This is a genomic window from Massilia sp. LC238, assembly GCF_000735635.1.
Classification (GTDB): domain Bacteria; phylum Pseudomonadota; class Gammaproteobacteria; order Burkholderiales; family Burkholderiaceae_D; genus Telluria; species Telluria varians.
This window is the reverse complement of the sequence record NZ_JNNN01000030.1, coordinates 354,915-376,000: the sequence shown is the minus strand read 5'-3', so window position 1 is coordinate 376,000 and position 21,086 is coordinate 354,915. Positions and strand designations below refer to the sequence as shown.

Sequence of the window (21,086 nt, the reverse complement as noted above, 5' to 3'; positions counted from 1 at the left end):
GTAGAGCCTTATTAGGAATGTTGATTGTTTTCAGTCAGGAACATCACATCTCGTGATAATGGCGCCAGGTGCTGGCCGCCATCGACCAGCAGGGTGGTGCCGGTCAGCGCGCGCGCGCCGGCGGCATACACCACCGCATCGGCGATGTCCTGCGGGGTCGAGGAACGGCCCAGCGGCGTCATGCGGTGCGCCTGCGCGAAGCCTTCCTCGCTCTGCTCGCCCGACACCATCGTGATGCCGGGCGCCACGCCGACCACGCGCACCGCGGGCGCCAGCGCCTGCGCCAGCATCGTGGTCGCCGCGTGCAGCGCCGCCTTCGACAGCGTGTACGACAGAAAATCTGGGTTGAGATTGTACAGTTTCTGGTCCAGCAGGTTGATCACCACGGACTGCGAGCCTGCCGGCGTGGCGGCGTGCAGGGCCTGCGCCAGCAGCAGCGGCGCGGTCAGGTTCGCACCCATGTGCGTGGCGAGCAGGGCCGGCGAAAAACTGGTCGCACTGTCGTATTCGAACAACGATGCGTTATTGACCACGCAGCTGATCACGCCCAGTTCCGCCGCCACGCGGCCGGGCAGGGCGCGTACCGCGGCTTCATCGAGCAGGTCGCATTGAAACAGGGCGGCGCGCCGGCCGAGGGCGCGGATGGCTTGCGCCGTCTCCAGGGCCTCGCGCTCGGAATGGCGGTAGTGCACGGCGACGTCCCAGCCGGCGCCAGCCAGGCCGAGCGCGATCGCACGCCCCAGGCGGCGGCCGGCGCCGGTCACGAGCGCGAGCTTCGAAGCGGTGTGGGCGGATTGCGTCATCGATCGATTTTGTACTGAGGATGTGTGCTGAGTTTGAAAGATGCTGCTTGTTGGCCGTTTCGCTACAATGCCGGCATGTCCCTGCCCGCACCCACTCCCGACGCGCTCGCCGCGTCCCACTCCCTGCAACAACTGATCGCCGCCGAGATCGAACAGCTCGGCGGGGCGATGGCGTTTTCACGGTTCATGGAACTGGCGCTGTACGCACCCAGGCTCGGGTATTACAGCGGCGGCGCGTCCAAACTGGGGGCTAGCGGCGATTTCACGACCGCGCCCGAGATGTCGCCCCTGTTCGGGGCAGCCCTGGCGCGCGCGGCAGCCGCTATTATCGCCCAAAGCGCGCCCGATATCATCGAATTCGGCGCCGGCACCGGCAAGCTGGCGCGCGACGTGCTCACCGCGCTTGGCGAGATGGGCGTGCAGGTGCGCTCGTACACCATCATCGAATTGTCGGGCGAGCTGCGCGCGCGCCAGCAGGAAGCCCTGAAGGATCTGCCGGTGGTAACGTGGCTGGACGGCATGCCCGCATCGTTCAGCGGCGTGGTGCTGGCCAACGAGGTGCTCGATGCGATGCCGGTCGAACTCGTCATCCGCAAGGACGGCCGCTGGCAGCGCCAGATGGTCACCGTCGACAACGGCGCCTTCGCCTTCGTCCAGCAGGCGCTGCCGCCGGAGCTTGCGGCCCAGGTGGCGCGCCAGATTCCCGAGGCCGAGCATCTGCCGGACGGCTACGTCACCGAAATCCACCCGGTGGCCGAAGGCTTCATGGGCTCGCTGGCGGCGATGATGAAGGGCGGGCGCGGCGCCGCCTTCCTGTTCGACTACGGTTTCCCGGCGCACGAGTACTACCTCGACCAGCGCATGGGCGGCACCCTGATGTGCCACTACCGCCACCATTCGCATCCGGATCCGTTCTTCCTGCCGGGCCTGCAGGACATCACCGCCCACGTGGACTTCACCGCGATGGCGCTGGCGTCGCAGGAAGCCGGCCTGCCGGTGCTGGCCTACATGAACCAGGCCTCCTTCCTGCTCGGCTGCGGCATTGGCGAACTGCTGATGGAAACCGACCCGGCCGATGCGCTGCGTTTCCTGCCGCAATCGAAGGCGGTGCAGAAGCTGGTGTCGCCGGCCGAGATGGGCGAGCTGTTCAAGGTGCTGGTGGTGGGGCAGGGTGTGGACTTGCCAATTGCTATCGTGCGGGCGGACCGGGCCCACCGCCTGTAGAATTTTTGACATCTTGCGCTCCGGATACAAATCCGGCTAAGCTGTACAACCCGGAGCGTCCGCAGATGGTCAACGGAACAGCGCCGACGGAACCGCGCACCTGAAAGATTATGGCCAAGATCCATACCCACTATGACAACCTGAAGGTCGCGCGCGGCGCGCCGGCGGAAGTCATTCGTGCGGCATACAAGGCCCTCAGCCAGAAATACCATCCCGACAAGAATCCGGGCGACGAAAAAGCCGCCCGCATCATGGCGATCGTCAATACCGCCTACAACACCCTGTCCGACCCGGTGCGCCGCAAGGAGCACGACGAATGGATCGCCTCGGAAGAGTGGGAAGTCGAATGGCTGGAAAGCACCGGCGCGGAAGAGACGCCCGGCCGCCCGCCGCGGCCGGATGCCTGGGAGCCGAAGGTTCCGGACACCTCGGCACGCCCGCGTCCGCGCCTGATGCGCGACCCGCGCTGGTGGCTGGGCCTGGCCACCTGCTTCGTGGCCGGCGCGGGCGCCGCCGTCTACCTGATGGAGCCGCCACAAGGCAAGCTGCCGCCGATGCTGGCCTGGGCCGGCAAGCCGGATCCCGTTCCGAGCATACCCACCGACCGTCCCGACGAGCTCGGCACCGACGCCAGCACCGAAGGCTGGGCGCGCCGCTTCGGCGGCGAAGGCTCGGCGCCGCCACCCGAGATCAAGGCGCTCGCCGTGACCCAGCTGGTGGTGCCGGCGCGTGCGCCCGACTGCGGCACCGACCTGCAGACCCTGACCGCCCCCAGCGGCGACCCGTGGCCGGCCGAGTCCGGTTATCTGCCGGGCTACCCGGTGGGCAACAGCGGCAGCGAGATGCAGTTCCTGATCGACAACAGCGCGAACGCCTCGCCGATCTTCGTCAAGCTCTATGACCTCGACCGCCGCTCGAACGTGCGCCACGCCTACGTGCAGGCGCGCGCGACCTTCGTGATCGACAAGCTCAGCGCCGGAAAGTACGAAGTCCGCTATCAGAACATCATCGTCGGCGACGGCAAGACCGAATGCCTGAACGGCCGCCGGGTACAACTGCGCCAGGCGGCCGCCTTCGCCCCGGGCGGCTGAGGACCGGAACAGACCCGGTTGTCGTTTTTTCGCGCAACAACCAAAAGTTGCGCTACGTCTTTACCCAATTTACGTAATTTGTTCCCCGGCCGTAATATACTGGGCTGATGCGACGCCAATGCAGCGTTGCCGCACGCCCAACGCAGGCTGGACAAGAATACATGAACGAACTGGAAGGCCTGACGGCCCTGATCATCGAGCCCCATTCGGGCATGCGCGCCAACATCCACAGCATGCTCAACATGTGTGGCCTGACGCGCATCGAACACGCCAGTTCGTCCAACCTGGCGGTCAAGCATCTCGGCCTGCGCAGCTTCGACATGATCCTGTGCGAATACGACCTCGAGGGCGGCCAGGACGGCCAGCAGCTGCTCGAGGACGTGCGCCACCACAAGCTGATGCCGCTGTCGACCATGTTCTTCATGGTCACGGCCGAGGGCAACCACAGCAAGGTGGTCAGCGCCGCCGAGCTGGCGCCGACCGACTACATCCTCAAGCCTTTTACCGCCGACCGCCTGCTGGACCGCATCGCGCGCGCCCTCGACCGCCGCAGCGCCTTCATGCCGGTGTATACCCTGATGGAAGCCGGCGACCAGCGCGAAGCGATCGAAGCCTGCAGCGAAGGCGAGCGCCTGCATCCGCGCTACGCGATCGACTTCATGCGCCTGCGCGCCGAGCTGCACGTGTTCCTGGGCGAGCCGGACCAGGCCGAACCGATCTACCGCAAGCTCATCGACATGAAGGCGATCGCCTGGGCGCGCCTGGGCCTGGCCAAGACCCTGTTCCTGCGCAAGCAATTCGACGAAGCCAAGGGGATGCTGGAAGAGCTGGTCGACACCAACCGCAACTTCGTCGACGCCTACGACTGGCTGGCGCGCACCCACGCGGCGGTGGGCGACCTGGGCAAGTCCCAGGCCGTGCTGAATGATGCGGTGGCGGTGTCGCCGCATGCCGTGCGGCGCCTGCGCACGCTGGGCGAGACCGCCTTCGAGGCCGGCGATACCGCGGCGGCCGAAAAGGCGCTCAAGCAGGTAGTGGCCAAGGCCAAGTATTCCGAATTCCGCGACCCCGAAGACCACGTCAAGCTGGTGCGCACGCTGGTGAAGAAGGGCGATCCGGTGGCCGCGGCCTCGGTCATCCGCGACCTCGACCGTTCGATGGGCGGGCGTCCCGCCACCGTGCTGTGCAGCGCGATCTCCTCGGCCCTGCTGCACGAATACACCGGCAACGAAGCGCGCCTGAACGACTCCCTGGCGACCGCCCTGGCGGCCTGCGCCGAGGTGCCGGGGCTCTCCAGCGAACTGAAGCTGGAGCTGGCGCGCACCTGCCTCGAGAACAACATGGAAGAGGGCGGCGCCGAGCTGGTGCGCGAGGTCATGCGCAATGCCTCGAGCGACGCCGCCATGCTGCGCGCAATGGGCGTGCTGGAAGGGGCGGGCTTTCCCGACCTGGCGCGCACGCTGGCGCAGGAAAGCCGCCAGCACGTGGTCGACCTGGTGGCCGACGGCGCGGCGCGCGCCCGCAGCGGCGACTACAAGGGCGCCGTGAGCATGATGCTGGAAGCCGCGGCCAAGCTGCCGAACAATCCGGCGGTGGCCTTCAATGCCGCGCTGGCGACCCTGCGCTGCCTCGAGCACGACGGCTGGGAGGACAAGCTCGGCCAGCAGGCCGTCAGCCTGATCGGCAACGTGCGCACGCTCGACCCGGGCAACCCGAAGCTGGGCGCCTTGTCGGCCCTGCACCACCAGGTACTCAGGAAATACGAACGCAACGCGCAGGGGCGCCCGGCCAAACCGGGCCAGAAAAGCGCCCCCGCAGCCGCCTCCGCGGGGAAAGCAGCATAGGAAAGATGAGCCGCGATGGCAGCAATGTTTGACGCGATTCCGCCGGAAGGCGCGACCCGGCGCGTGCGCGCCGCCCTGATGCACAAGGTCTGCGGCGACGAAGAGATGTTCGCCCTCGGCGCCTCGATCGCCCGCGTGGTCGAGATGGCCTCGAGCGACGACCAGGGCACCCACGACCTGGCCTATTACGTGGTCTCAGACCCGGCGCTGACCCAGCGCATCCTGCGCCTGTCCAACACCATCCAGTACCGCACCCCGGGCGGCACGCCGGTGACGACGATCTCGCGCGCCATCTCGCTGCTCGGCTTCGACAACGTCAAGACCACGGCGCTGGCGATGTTGCTGGTCGATGCGCTCGACAGCTCGGAACATGCCGGCAGCGTGCGCATGGAGCTGGAAGCGGCCCTGTGCGCCAGCCTGGTGGGCCGCGAGATGGCGCGCCACAGCTTCTTCCAGGGCGCCGAGGAAGCGGCGATCTGCGCGCTGTTCAAGAACCTGGCCCCGCTGCTGGTGGCCAGCCACGAGCACGAGCGCTACCGCGAGATCGCCGCCCTGGTCGCGGGCGGCAAGCACACGGTCGGGCAGGCTTCGCAGATGATCCTGGGGGCAAGCTACGACGCGCTGTCGCAGGCGGTACTGGCCGAATGGAAGATCCCGGACGTGATCGTGCGCGCCCAGGCTTCCCTGGCGCCCACCGCCGTGCGGGTGGCCGCCAACCGCGGCGAATGGATGCGCCAGGTGGCGGCCTTCGGCCTGGACGTGGCGCGCCTGTTGGCCAGGACCCACGAGCCGGCCGGCTCGAAAGAGGCGCTGGCGCTGCTGGGCCGCTACGGCGAGGCCCTCGACCTCGACCGCTCCCGCATGGACGCGCTGCTGTCGGCGGTGCAGGACGGCATGCGCGCCCTGCTGGAGAGCATGAACATGCAGCCAACCCCCAGGAGCGAGGCGCAGGAGGGCGGCAAGGGCTTGCCGAACGTGCTGATGCTGGCCACGCTCGACGCCGGCGAGGAGGAGCACGAGGGCCTGCATCCGAGCGGCAAGCCGAAGAACGCGCGCGACCTGCTGCTGGCCGGCGTGCAGGACGTGACCCAGATGCGCGCCTCGGGCGGCAAGGTCAACGACGTGGTGCTGGCGGTGCTCGAGACCCTGTACGGCGCGCTCGGCTTTCGCTTCGCCACCGTGTGCCTGAAGGATGCCAAGAGCGGCCAGTACCGGGCGCGCGTGGTGCTGGGCGAGGACAGCGCGCGCCAGCAGGCCGGCTTCGCCTTCCCGGTGGCCTCGAGCCGCGACCTGTTCCACCTGGCGATGGAGAACGACGCCGACCTGATGATCTCGGACGCCTCCAGTCCCAAGATCCGCGACCTGCTGCCGGAGTGGCACCGCAAGCTGCTGCCGGATGCGCGCAGCTTCATCGTGCTGCCGCTGGTGGTGGGGAAGGTGCAGCTGGGACTGTTCTATGCGGACCGCACGCTGCCGGCGCCGGAGGGCGTGCCGCCGGACGAGACCGCCTTGATCAAGGCGCTCAAGGGGCAGGTGCTGGCGGCGCTGGGGCAGGGCTGACGCCTTTCTTACCGCTACCCGATGAGTCGTCATCCCGGCGCAGGCCGGGATCCAATTCCGCAGAACAGTGACGGACGCATCCGCGAAGCGCTATCACCATGCACGCAAGAATTGGGCTCCGGCCTTCGCCGGAGCGACGGTTTTGAAGGCGGTGTTGGAAGTAAAAATCGCCGCACTGCACGCCTTCACACACTAAATTTCGACATCCCTGCAATTCGCGCAAAATCACCCTTGTGGTTTTGCATCCCGCCCGTTACAATCACGCCCCGAAGCAACGCTGCTATGCGAAGCCAGACAAAGTCTGATGAAACATAGTTGACACTACGTTGAGCTTGCTTCATACTCTGCGGTTCTTCGCGGTGGGGTGGCCGAGTGGTTAAAGGCAGCAGACTGTAAATCTGCCCTCTCTGAGTACGCTGGTTCGAATCCAGCCCCCACCACCAAAAAGAAGAGTCGAAGGAATTGAAATTTGTACCTCGCGGGTGTAGCTCAATGGTAGAGCAGAAGCCTTCCAAGCTTACGACGAGGGTTCGATTCCCTTCACCCGCTCCAGTTAGTGCGGTGTTTCTAACCGCAAAAAATAAGCCCTTGTAGCTCAGTGGTAGAGCACTCCCTTGGTAAGGGAGAGGCCACGTGTTCAATCCACGTCAAGGGCACCAGAATTTTGTACGGCAGTCGCGTTGCACTCGTCCGTCAGGTGTGCCTGGTAATTCTCAAAAAAATCGTTAGATCTTAGGAGTCTGAAATGGCAAAGGAAAAATTCGAACGGACCAAGCCGCACGTCAACGTCGGCACCATCGGTCACGTTGACCACGGCAAAACCACCCTGACGGCTGCAATCGCAACCGTTCTGTCGAAGAAGTTCGGCGGCGAAGCCAAGGCCTACGACCAGATCGACGCGGCTCCGGAAGAAAAAGCACGCGGCATCACCATCAACACCGCGCACGTCGAGTACGAAACCGCAAACCGTCACTACGCGCACGTTGACTGCCCAGGCCACGCCGACTACATCAAGAACATGATTACCGGTGCAGCGCAGATGGACGGCGCGATCCTGGTGTGCTCGGCCGCTGACGGCCCGATGCCGCAGACCCGCGAGCACATCCTGCTGGCGCGTCAGGTTGGCGTTCCGTACATCATCGTGTTCCTGAACAAGTGCGACCTGGTCGACGACGCAGAACTGCTGGAACTGGTCGAAATGGAAGTGCGCGAGCTCCTGTCGAAGTACGAGTTCCCGGGCGACGACCTGCCGATCATCAAGGGTTCGGCTCGTATGGCCCTGGAAGGCCAGGCTGGTCCGCTGGGCGAAGACGCCATCATGCAACTGGCTGACGCACTGGATTCGTACATCCCGACCCCGGAACGTGCCGTTGACGGCGCCTTCCTGATGCCGGTGGAAGACGTGTTCTCGATCTCGGGTCGCGGCACCGTGGTGACCGGTCGTGTCGAGCGCGGCATCATCAAGGTCGGCGAAGAAATCGAAATCGTCGGTATCGTTGACACCGTCAAGACCACCTGCACCGGCGTGGAAATGTTCCGCAAGCTGCTGGACCAGGGTCAAGCTGGCGACAACGTCGGCCTGCTGCTGCGCGGCACCAAGCGTGAAGACGTCCAGCGTGGTCAGGTTCTGGCCAAGCCGGGCTCGATCAAGCCGCACACCGATTTCACCGGCGAAGTGTACGTCCTGTCGAAAGACGAAGGCGGCCGTCACACCCCGTTCTTCAACAACTACCGTCCGCAGTTCTACTTCCGTACGACTGACGTGACCGGTTCGATCGTGCTGCCGGCCGACAAAGAAATGGTCATGCCAGGCGACAACGTGTCGATCACCGTCAAGCTGATCGCTCCGATCGCGATGGAAGAAGGTCTGCGCTTCGCAATCCGCGAAGGCGGCCGTACCGTCGGCGCCGGCGTGGTTGCCAAGATCATCGCCTAATAAGCGATGGTAGAGGGAGGCAGAACAACGCTTCCCTCGACCAGCATTGCCTGGTACGCGCGTACCATGTATAATGCTGGATTCAGCGAGAAGTTTTCGTAGGGGTGTAGCTCAATTGGCAGAGCGTCGGTCTCCAAAACCGAAGGTCGCGGGTTCGATTCCCTCCGCCCCTGCCACCGAATTCTGGTGCGTAGGCACCGAAAGTAAAGAAGAATGTCCAATCAATCCGTGCAAACTGTCAGCACCTCGAATGACAAGTTCAAGGTCGCACTGGCGGTAGTTGCCACGATTGCAGGCGTTATCGGGTTCTTTTACCTGAAAGGCCAAAACAAACCAGCCTTGGTCGCCGCCGGCGCCCTCGTGGCTGGTTTAGTTTTTGCTGTCCTGCTTTTGTGGACCTCCACCACCGGCCGTGAGTTCCTGAGCTTCGCCAAGGAGTCGGTGCGCGAGACCAAGAAAGTTGTGTGGCCGACCCGTCGGGAAGCTACCCAGATCACCGGCATCGTGTTCGCCTTCGTGGTCGTCACCGCGATCTTCCTGTGGGGCACGGATAAGGTTCTGGAATTCCTGTTGTACGACCTGGTCCTGGGATGGAAAAACTGATGAGCGATAACGTGCAAGACAACGCGCCGGGCCAAGACCCGGCGCAAGACGCTGGTGCGGCTCCCGTGAGTGTCCCGGTAAGCAACAAGCGCTGGTACGTCGTCCACGTCTACTCCGGCATGGAAAAGAGCGTCATGCGCGCCCTCACCGAGCGCATCGAGCGCGCGGGCATGCAAGAGCAGTTCGGCCGCATCCTGGTCCCGACTGAAGAAGTCGTCGAGATGCGCAACGGCACCAAGGCCGTCTCCGAGCGTCGTTTCTTCCCAGGCTATGTCCTGGTCGAGATGGAAATGACGGACGAGACCTGGCACCTGGTCAAGAACACCAGCAAGGTCACCGGCTTCATCGGTGGCAAGTCGAACAAGCCGACGCCGATCCCGGCGCGCGAGATCGACAAGATCATGCAGCAGGTCCAGGAAGGCGTCGAAAAGCCGCGTCCAAAAGTCCTGTACGAAGTGGGCGAGCAGGTCCGGATCAAGGAAGGCCCGTTCACCGACTTCAACGGCAACGTCGAAGAAGTCAACTACGAAAAATCGAAGGTGCGTGTCTCTGTCACCATCTTCGGTCGCGCAACTCCGGTGGAACTGGAGTTCGGGCAGGTAGAAAAGGTTTAAAGCGCTTACATCGGAGCGTCGCAGCAGCAAGGCGGAATCCGGTAAGAGGAGCCCCGCCAGAGTAGTAGTGGTGGGGCGCTACTACTCAAACCAAATCAAGGAGCCATCATGGCCAAGAAGATTATTGGTTTTATCAAGCTGCAAGTCGCAGCTGGTAAAGCAAACCCGTCCCCACCGATCGGCCCAGCACTGGGTCAGCGCGGCCTGAACATCATGGAATTCTGCAAGGCGTTCAACGCCCAGACCCAGGGTTTCGAGCCGGGCATGCCGATTCCTGTCGTGATCACCGCGTTCGCCGACAAGTCCTTCACTTTCGTGATGAAGACCCCGCCGGCAACCTACCTGATCAAGAAAGCCGCTGGCATCACCAAGGGTTCGCCGAAGCCACATACCGACAAGGTTGGCACGCTGACCCGTGCCCAGGCTGAAGAAATCGCAAAAACCAAGCAGCCGGACCTGACCGCCGCCGACATGGACGCCGCAGTGCGTATCATCGCTGGCTCGGCACGTTCGATGGGCATCACGGTGGAGGGTGTGTAATGGCTAAGCTGTCCAAGCGCGTCAAAGAAATGAAAGCAAAAGTGGACCGTAACAAGGTCTACGCGTTCGACAACGCTGTGTCGATCGTCAAGGAATTCGCCACCGCCAAGTTCAACGAGTCGATCGACGTCGCGATCCAGCTCGGCGTGGACCCGAAGAAGTCGGACCAGGTTGTCCGCGGTTCGGTCGTCCTGCCAGCAGGCACCGGCAAGACCGTGCGCGTCGCTGTCTTCGCTTCGGGCGACAAGGCTGAAGCTGCCAAGGCAGCCGGCGCCGACATCGTCGGTATGGAAGACCTGGCCGAGATGGTCAAGGCCGGCAACATGCCGTTCGACATCGTGATCGCTTCGCCGGACACCATGCGTATCGTCGGTACCCTGGGTCAGATCCTGGGCCCGCGCGGCCTGATGCCGAACCCGAAGGTCGGCACCGTGACCCCGGACGTGGCTGGCGCCGTCAAGAACGCCAAGGCCGGTCAGGTCCAGTACCGTACCGACAAGGCTGGTATCGTGCACGCCACCATCGGCCGCAAGTCCTTCTCGGACGAGCAGCTGAAGACCAACCTGTCGGCACTGCTGGAAGCCCTGAACAAGGCCAAGCCGGCAACCTCGAAGGGCGTGTACCTGCGCAAGGTCGCGATCTCGTCGACCATGGGCGCCGGCGTCCGCGTCGACCACGCTTCGATCGCTGCTGCTTAATAGCACTGAATAAAGTCCCTGCAGCTTCATCGCAGGGCGCATCTTTGGGCTGTCGGGGCAAATCACCGCTCCGGCAGGCAGTCAAAGACCGTTGGGCCGAAGGCAGAGGTTGAGCCGGAGGTTAATAGACCACCCAACGCAGATGGTGTACCCGAACAAGTTTTGTAGTCCACGCTGCGTGAGTTCATCCGCGTTAGATTGACTTCTTAACTTCGGACGCCGTGTTCGAACCGATGTGAACATGTTGTTCGCATCATTTAAGGAGATTGACCGTGGGTCTTAATCTGAATGACAAAAAGGCCGTCGTCGAAGAGGTAAGCGCTAAAGTTGCAACCGCGCAGACCATCGTCGTGGCTGAGTACCGTGGCATCCAGGTTGCTCACTTGACCAAACTCCGTGCAGCCGCACGTGCCCAGGGCGTCTACCTGCGTGTTCTGAAGAACACGCTGGCTCGTCGCTCGGTTGAGGGCACGCAGTTTGCCGCGCTGGCAGATTCCATGACCGGCCCGCTGATCTACTCGATCTCGGACGACGCCGTTGCAGCAGCTAAAGTCATCAATGACTTCGCTAAAACCAACGACAAGCTGGTCGTGAAAGCTGGTAACTACGCTGGTAAGGCACTGGATGTCGCCGGCGTGACCGCGCTGGCAAGCATCCCGAGCCGTGAAGTCCTCATCGCCCAGCTGCTGGGCGTCATGCAGGCACCGGTGTCGGGCTTCGCACGAGTTCTGGCTGCAGTCGCAGCACAAAAAGGCGAAGGCGCCGCTGCTCCGGCAGCGGAAGCCGCCGAAGCGTAATCGCTTCGCGTCTTTCTGTTCAAGTAGAACCAAACCTGTACTACACACACACAATATTTGGAGTTTCAAATGGCAATTAGCAAAGAAGAGTTCCTGGACGCAGTTGGCGCAATGTCGGTCATGGAACTGAACGACCTGGTCAAGGCTTTCGAAGAGAAGTTCGGCGTGTCGGCAGCTGCAATGGCAGCACCGGCAGCTGGCGGTGCCGCTGGCGGCGCAGCTGCTGCTGAAGAGCAGACCGAGTTCAACGTTGTCCTGACCGAAGTCGGCGCGAACAAAGTCGGCGTCATCAAGGCAGTCCGCGAAATCACCGGCCTGGGCCTGAAGGAAGCCAAAGACGTCGTCGACGGCGCACCGAAGACCGTGAAAGAAGCCCTGCCGAAAGCTGACGCTGAAGCCGCTAAGAAGAAGCTGGAAGAAGCTGGCGCCAAGGCCGAGCTGAAGTAATACATATGCATTGGGCACTCATCAAGGGTGCCCAGCGCGGGAGTCAAAGCTTGCGGAACCTGCCGAAAGGGAGGGGATGCGGCTTTGGCTCTTTTGTCGTCCCTGCGTCAAACGTTTGCATCTGGGGCCGGCAGGAAACAAAGCATCACTGCATCACCGTTTCAGAAATATCGTAACACAGCAGTACGGCTGTCTTAATCACCTGGCGGGAAAGCAGAGGCTTCAGGCCTTGCGTGTGGTGCGACCACCACTGGCAATTCCTGAATTCTCATCCTTTCTGTCACTCACGGAGTGTCCATGCACTACTCATTTACTGAGAAGAAGCGCATTCGCAAGTCGTTCGCGAAGCGCGCCAACGTTCACAACGTTCCTTATCTTCTGGCTACCCAGCTCGAATCCTACGAGAATTTCCTGCAAGCGGACGCCGTTCCCTCCGTGCGCAAGAACGAAGGCCTGCAATCGGCCTTCAGCTCCATCTTCCCGATCGTGTCGCACAATGGTTTTGCGCGCCTCGAGTTCCTGTCCTATGTGCTGGGCGACCCTGCGTTTGACGTGAAAGAGTGCCAGCAGCGTGGCCTGACCTTCGCGTCGCCGCTGCGCGCCAAGGTGCGTCTGGTGATCCTGGACAAGGAATCGCCGACCAAGCCGGTCGTGAAGGAAATGAAAGAGCAGGAAGTGTACATGGGCGAACTGCCGCTGATGACCACGAACGGTTCGTTCGTCATCAACGGTACCGAGCGCGTCATCGTCTCGCAGCTGCACCGCTCGCCGGGCGTGTTCTTCGAACACGACCGCGGCAAGACCCACTCGTCGGGCAAGCTGCTGTTCTCGGCTCGTATCATTCCTTACCGCGGCTCCTGGCTGGACTTCGAGTTCGACCCGAAGGACATCCTGTTCTTCCGCGTCGACCGTCGCCGCAAGATGCCGGTCACGATCCTGCTGAAGGCCATCGGCATGACGCCGGAGCAGATCCTGGCGAACTTCTTCGTCTTCGACAATTTCACCCTCCGCAATGAAGGCGGCGAGCTGGAGTTCGTGTCCGAACGCCTGCGTGGCGAAGTCGCGCGCTTCGACATCGTCGATCCGAAGTCGGGCAAGACCATCGTCACCAAGGACAAGCGTATCAACGCCAAGCACGTCCGTGACATCGAAGCTGCCGGCATCAAGTCGATCTCGGTGCCGGAAGATTACCTGCTGGGCCGCGTGCTGGCCAAGAACATCGTCGACCAGGACACCGGCGAAGTCATCGCCGTCGCCAACGACGAGCTGACCGAAGAACTGCTGGGCAAGCTGCGCGACGCCAGCGTGACCGACATCCAGACGCTGTACACCAACGACCTGGACCAGGGCGGCTACATCTCGCAGACCCTGCGCACCGACGACACCGCCGACCAGACCGCCGCGCGCGTGGCGATCTACCGCATGATGCGTCCTGGCGAACCGCCGACCGAAGAATCGGTGGAAGCCCTGTTCAACGGCCTGTTCTACATGCCGGAACGCTACGACCTGTCGGCTGTCGGCCGCATGAAGTTCAACCGCCGTATCGGCCGTGACGAACTCGTGGGCGACATGACCCTGTCGAACGAAGACATCCTGGCCGTGATCAAGATCCTGGTCGAGCTGCGCAATGGCCGCGGCGAAGTCGACGACATCGATCACCTGGGTAACCGCCGCGTGCGTTGCGTCGGCGAACTGGCGGAGAACCAGTTCCGTGCCGGCCTGGTGCGCGTCGAGCGCGCAGTAAAGGAACGCCTCGGCCAGGCCGAAGCGGACAACCTGATGCCGCACGACCTGATCAACAGCAAGCCGATCTCGGCAGCGATCCGCGAGTTCTTCGGTTCGTCGCAGCTGTCGCAGTTCATGGACCAGACCAACCCGCTGTCGGAAGTCACCCACAAGCGCCGCGTCTCGGCCCTTGGCCCGGGCGGCCTGACCCGCGAACGTGCAGGCTTCGAGGTGCGCGACGTGCACCCGACCCACTACGGCCGCGTGTGCCCGATCGAAACGCCTGAAGGCCCGAACATCGGCCTGATCAACTCGCTGGCACTGTACGCCCGCCTGAACGAATACGGCTTCCTGGAAACCCCGTACCGCAAGGTCGACGGTTCGAAGGTCACCGACAAGATCGAATACCTGTCGGCGATCGAAGAAGGCCGCTACATCATTGCGCAGGCAAACGCCGCGATCAATGAAGAAGGCCAACTGGTCGACGAACTGGTGTCGGCACGTGAAGCTGGTGAAACCATCCTGGTCTCGCCGGAACGCATCCAGTACATGGACGTGGCCCCGGGCCAGATCGTGTCGGTCGCAGCGTCGCTGATTCCGTTCCTCGAGCACGATGACGCGAACCGTGCACTGATGGGCGCCAACATGCAGCGCCAGGCCGTGCCTTGCCTGCGTCCGGAAAAAGCCTTCGTCGGTACCGGCATCGAGCGTACCGTGGCAGTCGACTCGGGCACCACCGTGCAGGCCCTGCGCGGCGGCGTGGTCGACTACATCGATGCGGGCCGTGTGGTCATCCGCGTCAACGACGACGAGGCGCAAGCCGGCGAAGTCGGTGTGGACATCTATAACCTGATCAAGTACACCCGTTCGAACCAGAACACCAACATCAACCAGCGTCCGATCGTGCAAGTGGGCGATCGCGTGGCACGCGGCGACGTCATCGCCGACGGCGCCTCGACCGACCTGGGCGAACTGGCACTTGGCCAGAACATGCTGGTGGCCTTCATGCCGTGGAACGGCCTGAACTTCGAAGACTCGATCCTGATCTCGGAAAACGTGGTCAAGGACGACCGCTACACCTCGATCCACATCGAGGAACTGAGCGTGGTCGCCCGTGACACCAAGCTGGGCGCGGAAGAAATCACCCGCGACATCTCGAACCTGGCCGAGAACCAGCTGGCTCGCCTGGACGAATCGGGCATCGTGTACATCGGCGCCGAAGTGCAAGCCGGCGACGTGCTGGTCGGTAAGGTCACCCCGAAGGGCGAGACCCAGCTGACCCCGGAAGAGAAGCTGCTGCGCGCGATCTTCGGCGAAAAGGCCTCGGACGTGAAGGACACCTCGCTGCGCGTGCCGTCGGGCATGGTCGGCACCGTCATCGACGTGCAAGTGTTCACCCGCGAAGGCATCCAGCGCGACAAGCGCGCCCAGCAGATCATCGACGACGAGCTGAAGCGCTACCGCCTGGACCTGAACGACCAGATGCGTATCGTGGAAGGCGACGCCTTCCAGCGTCTGGAGCGCATGCTGATCGGTAAAGTGGTCAACGGCGGTCCGAAGAAGCTGGCCAAGGGTGCTGCGATCACCGCTGAATACCTGGCGGACCTGGACAAGTTCCACTGGTTCGACATCCGTCCGGCCGACGACGACACCGCGAACGCGCTGGAAGCGATCAAGGAGTCGATCAACGAGAAGCGCCACCAGTTCGACCTGGCCTTCGAAGAGAAGCGCAAGAAGCTGACGCAAGGCGACGAGCTGCAGCCTGGCGTGCAAAAGATGGTCAAGGTCTACCTGGCCGTCAAGCGCCGCCTGCAGTCGGGCGACAAGATGGCAGGCCGCCACGGTAACAAGGGTGTGGTCTCGCGTATCGTGCCGGTGGAAGACATGCCGTTCATGGCCGATGGTACCCCAGCCGACGTCGTGCTGAACCCGCTGGGCGTTCCGTCGCGTATGAACGTCGGTCAGATCCTCGAAACCCACCTCGGTTGGGCGGCGAAGGGCCTGGGCCTGCGTATCGGCGACATGCTGCGCGCACAAGCCAAGGCAGAAGAACTGCGCGGCTTCCTGGGCAAGATCTACAACGAGACCGGCCGCAAGGAAGACCTGGACAGCTTCAGCGATGAAGAGATCCTGACCCTCGCGAACAACCTGAAGAACGGCGTGCCGTTCGCGACGCCGGTGTTCGACGGTGCGCACGAGACCGAGATCCGCCGCATGCTGGACCTGGCGTTCCCGGACGAGATCGCGACCCACTTGGGCATGACCCCGTCGAAGAACCAGGTCACGATGTTCGACGGCCGCACCGGCGAAGCATTCGAGCGCAAGGTCACCGTCGGCTTCATGCACATGTTGAAGCTGCACCACCTGGTCGACGACAAGATGCACGCCCGTTCGACCGGTCCGTACTCGCTGGTGACGCAGCAGCCGCTGGGCGGTAAGGCCCAGTTCGGTGGCCAGCGCTTCGGTGAGATGGAGGTGTGGGCACTGGAAGCCTACGGCGCGTCCTACGTGCTGCAGGAAATGCTGACTGTGAAGTCGGACGACGTGAACGGCCGTACCAAGGTTTACGAGAACCTGGTCAAGGGCGATCACGTGATCGATGCCGGCATGCCGGAATCGTTCAACGTGCTGGTGAAGGAAATCCGCTCGCTGGGTATCGACATCGATCTCGAGCGCAGCTAAGCAGGGCCAGCATGGCCGCCAGCCTTCGGGCTGGCCCGCGACCTTCGAGTCGTCGCCCCGGCGCAGGCCGGGGCCCAATTCGGCTGATATGCCAAAAAACTTGGATCCCGGCCTGCGCCGGGATGACGTTTTCAAGGGATACGGTTCAGCAAACGCCGGCGAAAATCGGCGAGAAGCGGCGGTAGTAGTACTCAGTAAAGAATTCAATCACCTCTGGAGTGATACATGAAAGCACTGCTCGATCTATTCAAGCAAGTTCAGCAAAACGAGAGCTTCGACGCCATCAAGATCGGCCTCGCCTCGCCTGAAAAAATCCGTTCCTGGTCGTTCGGCGAAGTCAAGAAGCCGGAAACCATCAACTACCGCACCTTCAAGCCCGAGCGCGACGGCCTGTTCTGCGCCAAGATCTTTGGCCCGATCAAGGACTACGAATGCCTGTGCGGCAAGTACAAGCGCCTGAAGCACCGCGGCGTCATCTGCGAAAAGTGCGGCGTCGAAGTCACGCTGGCCAAGGTGCGCCGTGAGCGCATGGGCCACATCGAGCTGGCCTCGCCGACCGCCCACATCTGGTTCCTGAAGTCGCTGCCGTCGCGTCTGGGCATGGTCCTGGACATGACCCTGCGCGATATCGAACGCGTGCTGTACTTCGAAGCATACGTCGTGACCGATCCTGGCATGACCCCGCTGAAGAAGTGCCAGATCATGTCGGAAGACGACTACGCCGCCAAGTACGAAGAGTACGGCGACGACTTCACCGCATTCATGGGCGCCGAAGGCATCCGTGAACTGCTGCGCTCGATCGACATCCACCGCGATGCCGAAGCCCTGCGCGTCGAACTGAAGGAATCGAAATCCGAAGCCAAGATCAAGAAATACGCCAAGCGCCTGAAGGTGCTCGAGGCGTTCCAGCGCTCGGGCATCAAGCCTGAGTGGATGATCATGGAAGTGCTCCCGGTCCTGCCGCCGGAGCTGCGTCCGCTCGTCCCGCTGGATGGCGGCCGTTTCGCGACCTCCGACCTGAACGACCTGTACCGCCGCGTCATCAACCGTAACAACCGCCTGAAGCGCCTGATGGAACTGCGCGCTCCGGAAATCATTACGCGTAACGAGAAGCGCATGCTGCAGGAAGCAGTGGACTCGCTGCTGGACAACGGCCGTCGCGGCAAGGCGATGACCGGCGCCAACAAGCGTCCGCTGAAGTCGCTGGCTGAAATGATCAAGGGTAAGGGCGGCCGCTTCCGTCAGAACCTGCTGGGCAAGCGCGTCGACTACTCGGGCCGTTCGGTCATCGTGGTGGGTCCGCAGCTGAAGCTGCACCAGTGCGGCCTGCCGAAGCTGATGGCCCTGGAACTGTTCAAGCCCTTCATCTTCAACAAGCTGGAACTGATGGGTCTCGCGACCACCATCAAGGCTGCGAAGAAGCTGGTCGAAATCCAGGAACCGGTGGTCTGGGACATCCTGGAAGAGGTCATCAAAGAGCACCCGGTCATGCTGAACCGTGCGCCGACCCTGCACCGTCTCGGTATCCAGGCGTTCGAGCCGGTCCTGATCGAAGGTAAAGCCATCCAGCTGCACCCGCTGGTCTGCGCGGCGTTCAACGCCGACTTCGACGGTGACCAGATGGCAGTCCACGTGCCGCTGTCGATCGAAGCGCAGATGGAAGCCCGCACCCTGATGCTGGCCTCGAACAACATCCTGTTCCCGTCGAACGGCGAACCGTCGATCGTGCCGTCGCAGGATATCGTGCTGGGTCTGTACTACGCGACCCGCGAGGCGATCAACGCCAAGGGCGAAGGCATGATGTTCCCGGACGTGTCGGAAGTCATCCGCGCGTACGACAACAAGGAAGTCGAACTGGCGACCCGCATCACCGTGCGTATCGTCGAGCACCCGAAGAACGCCGAGGGTGAATTCGACCGCACCGTGACCCGCTACGAGACCACCGTCGGCCGCGCCATCCTGTCCGAGATCCTGCCGAAAGGCCTGCCGTTCTCGGTGCTGAACCGCGCGCTGAAGAAGAAGGAAATCTCGAAGCTGATCAACACGTCGTTCCGCAAGTGCGGCCTGCGTGCGACCGTCGTCTTCGCGGACAAGCTGATGCAGTCGGGCTTCCGCCTGGCGACCCGCGCCGGCATCTCGATCGCCGTCGACGACATGCTGATCCCGGACGTCAAGAAGGGCATGATCGCGACCGCCGAAGCGGAAGTGAAGCAGATCGAGCAGCAGTACGCTTCGGGTCTGGTCACCGCCGGCGAGCGTTACAACAAGGTCGTCGACATCTGGGGCAAGACCTCGGACGAAGTCGGCAAGGCGATGATGGACCAGCTGAAAGTGGAACCGGTCACCAAGCGTGACGGCACCGAAGGCACCCAGGAATCGTTCAACGCGATTTACATGATGGCCGACTCGGGCGCCCGTGGTTCGGCAGCCCAGATCCGCCAGCTGGCCGGTATGCGAGGCCTGATGGCCAAGCCGGACGGTTCGATTATCGAAACGCCGATTACCGCGAACTTCCGCGAAGGCCTGAACGTTCTGCAGTACTTCATCTCGACCCACGGCGCGCGTAAAGGTCTGGCGGATACGGCACTGAAGACCGCGAACTCGGGTTACCTGACCCGCCGCCTGGTCGACGTGACCCAGGATCTGGTGGTGATCGAGGACGATTGCGGCACCACCAACGGCACGCACATGAAGGCGATGGTCGAAGGCGGCGAAGTCATCGAGCCGCTGCGCGACCGTATCCTCGGCCGCGTGACCGGTACCGACGTCGTCAACCCGGAAACCCAGGAAACCCTGTTCGAAGCCGGCACCCTGCTGGACGAAGACATGGTGGAAGAGATCGAACGCGTCGGCATCGACGAAGTGAAGGTCCGCACCCCGCTGAACTGCGACACGCGCTACGGCCTGTGCGCCAAGTGCTACGGCCGTGACCTCGGCCGCGGCATGCTGGTGAACAGCGGCGAAGCAGTCGGCGTCGTGGCGGCACAGTCGATCGGTGAGCCGGGTACCCAGCTGACCATGCGTACCTTCCACATCGGTGGTGCGGCATCGCGTGCGGCAGTGGCATCGTCGGTCGAAGCCAAGTCGAACGGCACCGTGCGCTTCACCGCCACGATGCGTTACGTCACCAACGGCAAGGGCGCGCAGATCGTCATCTCGCGTTCGGGCGAAGTCCTGATCACCGACGACCACGGCCGTGAGCGCGAGCGTCACAAGGTGCCGTACGGCGCGACCCTGATCGTCAAGGACGGCCAGGTCGTCAAGGCCGGCACCGCGCTGTCGACCTGGGATCCGCTGACCCGTCCGATCATTACCGAGTACGCCGGTACGATCAAGTTCGAAAACGTGGAAGAGGGCGTCACCGTCGCTCGCCAAGTGGACGAAGTGACCGGCCTGTCGACCCTGGTGGCGATCGATCCGAAGCGCCGCGGTTCGGGCAAGGTCCTGCGTCCGCAGGTCAAGCTGCTGAACGAAGAAGGCCAGGAAGTGAAGATCGCCGGCACCGAACACGCCGTGACGATCGGCTTCCAGGTCGGCGCGCTGATCATGGTCAAGGACGGTCAGCAAGTCTCGGTGGGTGAAGTGCTGGCACGTATCCCGACCGAATCGCAGAAGACCCGTGACATTACCGGTGGTCTGCCGCGCGTTGCCGAACTGTTCGAAGCACGTTCGCCGAAAGACGCGGGCATGCTGGCCGAAGTCACCGGTACCGTCGCATTCGGTAAGGAGACCAAGGGCAAGCAGCGCCTGGAAATCACCGACATGGACGGCAACAAGCACGAGTTCCTGATCACCAAGGACAAGCAAGTGCTGGTGCACGACGGCCAGGTGGTGAACAAGGGCGAGATGATCGTCGACGGTCCGGCCGATCCGCAGGACATCCTGCGCCTGCTGGGTATCGAAGCGCTGGCCCGCTACATCGTGGACGAGGTGCAGGATGTGTACCGTCTGCAGGGTGTGAAGATCAACGACAAGCACATCGAGGTGATCGTTCGCCAGATGCTGCGTCGTGTGCAGATCACCGATGCCGGCGACACCGACTACATCGTCGGCGAGCAGGTGGAGCGTTCGGAGCTGCTGGAAGAGAACGACAAGGTCAACGCCGTCGGCAAGCTGCCGGCACAGTACGAAAACGTGCTGCTGGGTATTACCAAGGCGTCGCTGTCGACCGACTCGTTCATCTCGGCCGCATCGTTCCAGGAAACCACCCGCGTCCTCACCGAAGCGGCGATCATGGGCAAGCGCGACGGCCTGCGCGGCCTGAAGGAAAACGTCATCGTCGGCCGCCTGATCCCTGGCGGTACCGGCCTGGCATTCCACCGCGCCCGCAAGGAGAAGGAAGTGTGGGAGGCGGAAGAGCGCCAGGCACTGCTGCAGCAGGAAAAGGCCAACATGGCCGCCGAGCTGCAGGCGATGGAAGACCAGCAGAATGCTGCGGCTTCGGTCGAGCAGCATCAGGGCGATGGCGAGTGATCGTCTGAGCTGAAGAGCTGAAATGAAGACGGCACCCTGAGGGGTGCCG

At 62.9% G+C, this 21,086-nt stretch carries 14 protein-coding genes and 4 tRNA genes; 17 read left to right on the top strand and 1 reads right to left on the bottom strand.

Annotated features, from left to right (window positions below; translation table 11 throughout):
- Nucleotides 1–11 precede the first annotated feature (11 nt).
- Complete coding sequence (locus FG94_RS07615) at nt 12–803, bottom strand: SDR family oxidoreductase (RefSeq protein WP_036209138.1); 792 nt, start codon at nt 801–803, stop codon at nt 12–14.
- A gap of 75 nt (nt 804–878) precedes the next feature.
- Between FG94_RS07615 and FG94_RS07610 the strand changes: the two genes are divergently transcribed.
- From FG94_RS07610 to rpoC, 17 genes are all read left to right on the top strand, one after another.
- A complete protein-coding gene (locus FG94_RS07610; RefSeq protein WP_036209136.1) occupies nt 879–2,027 on the top strand; it encodes a class I SAM-dependent methyltransferase in 1,149 nt (382 codons plus the stop codon).
- 110 nt (nt 2,028–2,137) lie between these two features.
- Nucleotides 2,138–3,118: a J domain-containing protein gene (locus FG94_RS07605; protein WP_036209134.1), complete on the top strand. Its 981-nt coding sequence runs from the start codon at nt 2,138–2,140 to the stop codon at nt 3,116–3,118.
- A gap of 161 nt (nt 3,119–3,279) precedes the next feature.
- Nucleotides 3,280–4,962, top strand: a complete 1,683-nt coding sequence (locus FG94_RS07600) for a tetratricopeptide repeat-containing response regulator (protein ID WP_051996312.1) — start codon at nt 3,280–3,282, stop codon at nt 4,960–4,962.
- Between the two features lie 15 nt (nt 4,963–4,977).
- Complete coding sequence (locus FG94_RS07595) at nt 4,978–6,522, top strand: HDOD domain-containing protein (RefSeq protein WP_307188116.1); 1,545 nt, start codon at nt 4,978–4,980, stop codon at nt 6,520–6,522.
- Between the two features lie 358 nt (nt 6,523–6,880).
- Nucleotides 6,881–6,965 (top strand) — tRNA-Tyr (locus FG94_RS07590).
- Nucleotides 6,966–7,000: 35 nt separating this feature from the next.
- Nucleotides 7,001–7,074, top strand: a tRNA-Gly gene (locus FG94_RS07585).
- A gap of 32 nt (nt 7,075–7,106) precedes the next feature.
- Nucleotides 7,107–7,181 (top strand) — tRNA-Thr (locus FG94_RS07580).
- Between the two features lie 86 nt (nt 7,182–7,267).
- Complete coding sequence (gene tuf, locus FG94_RS07575; RefSeq protein ID WP_036209002.1) at nt 7,268–8,458, top strand: elongation factor Tu; 1,191 nt, start codon at nt 7,268–7,270, stop codon at nt 8,456–8,458.
- A gap of 100 nt (nt 8,459–8,558) precedes the next feature.
- Nucleotides 8,559–8,634, top strand: a tRNA-Trp gene (locus FG94_RS07570).
- 37 nt (nt 8,635–8,671) lie between these two features.
- The gene (gene secE, locus FG94_RS07565; protein ID WP_036209131.1) at nt 8,672–9,061 is read left to right on the top strand and encodes a preprotein translocase subunit SecE; all 390 of its coding nucleotides are present in this window, start codon (nt 8,672–8,674) and stop codon (nt 9,059–9,061) included.
- On the top strand, nt 9,061–9,675 hold the full coding sequence (nusG, locus tag FG94_RS07560; RefSeq protein WP_036209128.1) for a transcription termination/antitermination protein NusG: 615 nt from the start codon (nt 9,061–9,063) through the stop codon (nt 9,673–9,675). Before secE ends, nusG begins: the two co-directional genes overlap by 1 nt.
- 108 nt (nt 9,676–9,783) lie before the next feature.
- On the top strand, nt 9,784–10,215 hold the full coding sequence (gene rplK, locus FG94_RS07555; protein ID WP_020653552.1) for a 50S ribosomal protein L11: 432 nt from the start codon (nt 9,784–9,786) through the stop codon (nt 10,213–10,215).
- A complete protein-coding gene (gene rplA / locus FG94_RS07550) occupies nt 10,215–10,913 on the top strand; it encodes a 50S ribosomal protein L1 (protein WP_036209123.1) in 699 nt (232 codons plus the stop codon). The genes rplK and rplA overlap by 1 nt, the downstream gene beginning before the upstream one ends.
- Nucleotides 10,914–11,185: 272 nt before the next feature.
- The gene (rplJ, locus tag FG94_RS07545; protein WP_036209119.1) at nt 11,186–11,710 is read left to right on the top strand and encodes a 50S ribosomal protein L10; all 525 of its coding nucleotides are present in this window, start codon (nt 11,186–11,188) and stop codon (nt 11,708–11,710) included.
- 69 nt (nt 11,711–11,779) lie between these two features.
- Nucleotides 11,780–12,157 carry a 50S ribosomal protein L7/L12 gene (gene rplL, locus FG94_RS07540; RefSeq protein ID WP_027868024.1) on the top strand — a complete coding sequence of 126 codons (378 nt, stop codon included), beginning with the start codon at nt 11,780–11,782 and terminating at the stop codon, nt 12,155–12,157.
- 297 nt (nt 12,158–12,454) lie between these two features.
- Nucleotides 12,455–16,564 (top strand): DNA-directed RNA polymerase subunit beta, encoded by a 4,110-nt coding sequence (rpoB, locus tag FG94_RS07535; protein ID WP_036209115.1) that lies wholly within the window; start codon nt 12,455–12,457, stop codon nt 16,562–16,564.
- Nucleotides 16,565–16,789: 225 nt separating this feature from the next.
- Nucleotides 16,790–21,037, top strand: a complete 4,248-nt coding sequence (gene rpoC, locus FG94_RS07530) for a DNA-directed RNA polymerase subunit beta' (protein WP_036209113.1) — start codon at nt 16,790–16,792, stop codon at nt 21,035–21,037.
- Nucleotides 21,038–21,086: the final 49 nt, after the last annotated feature.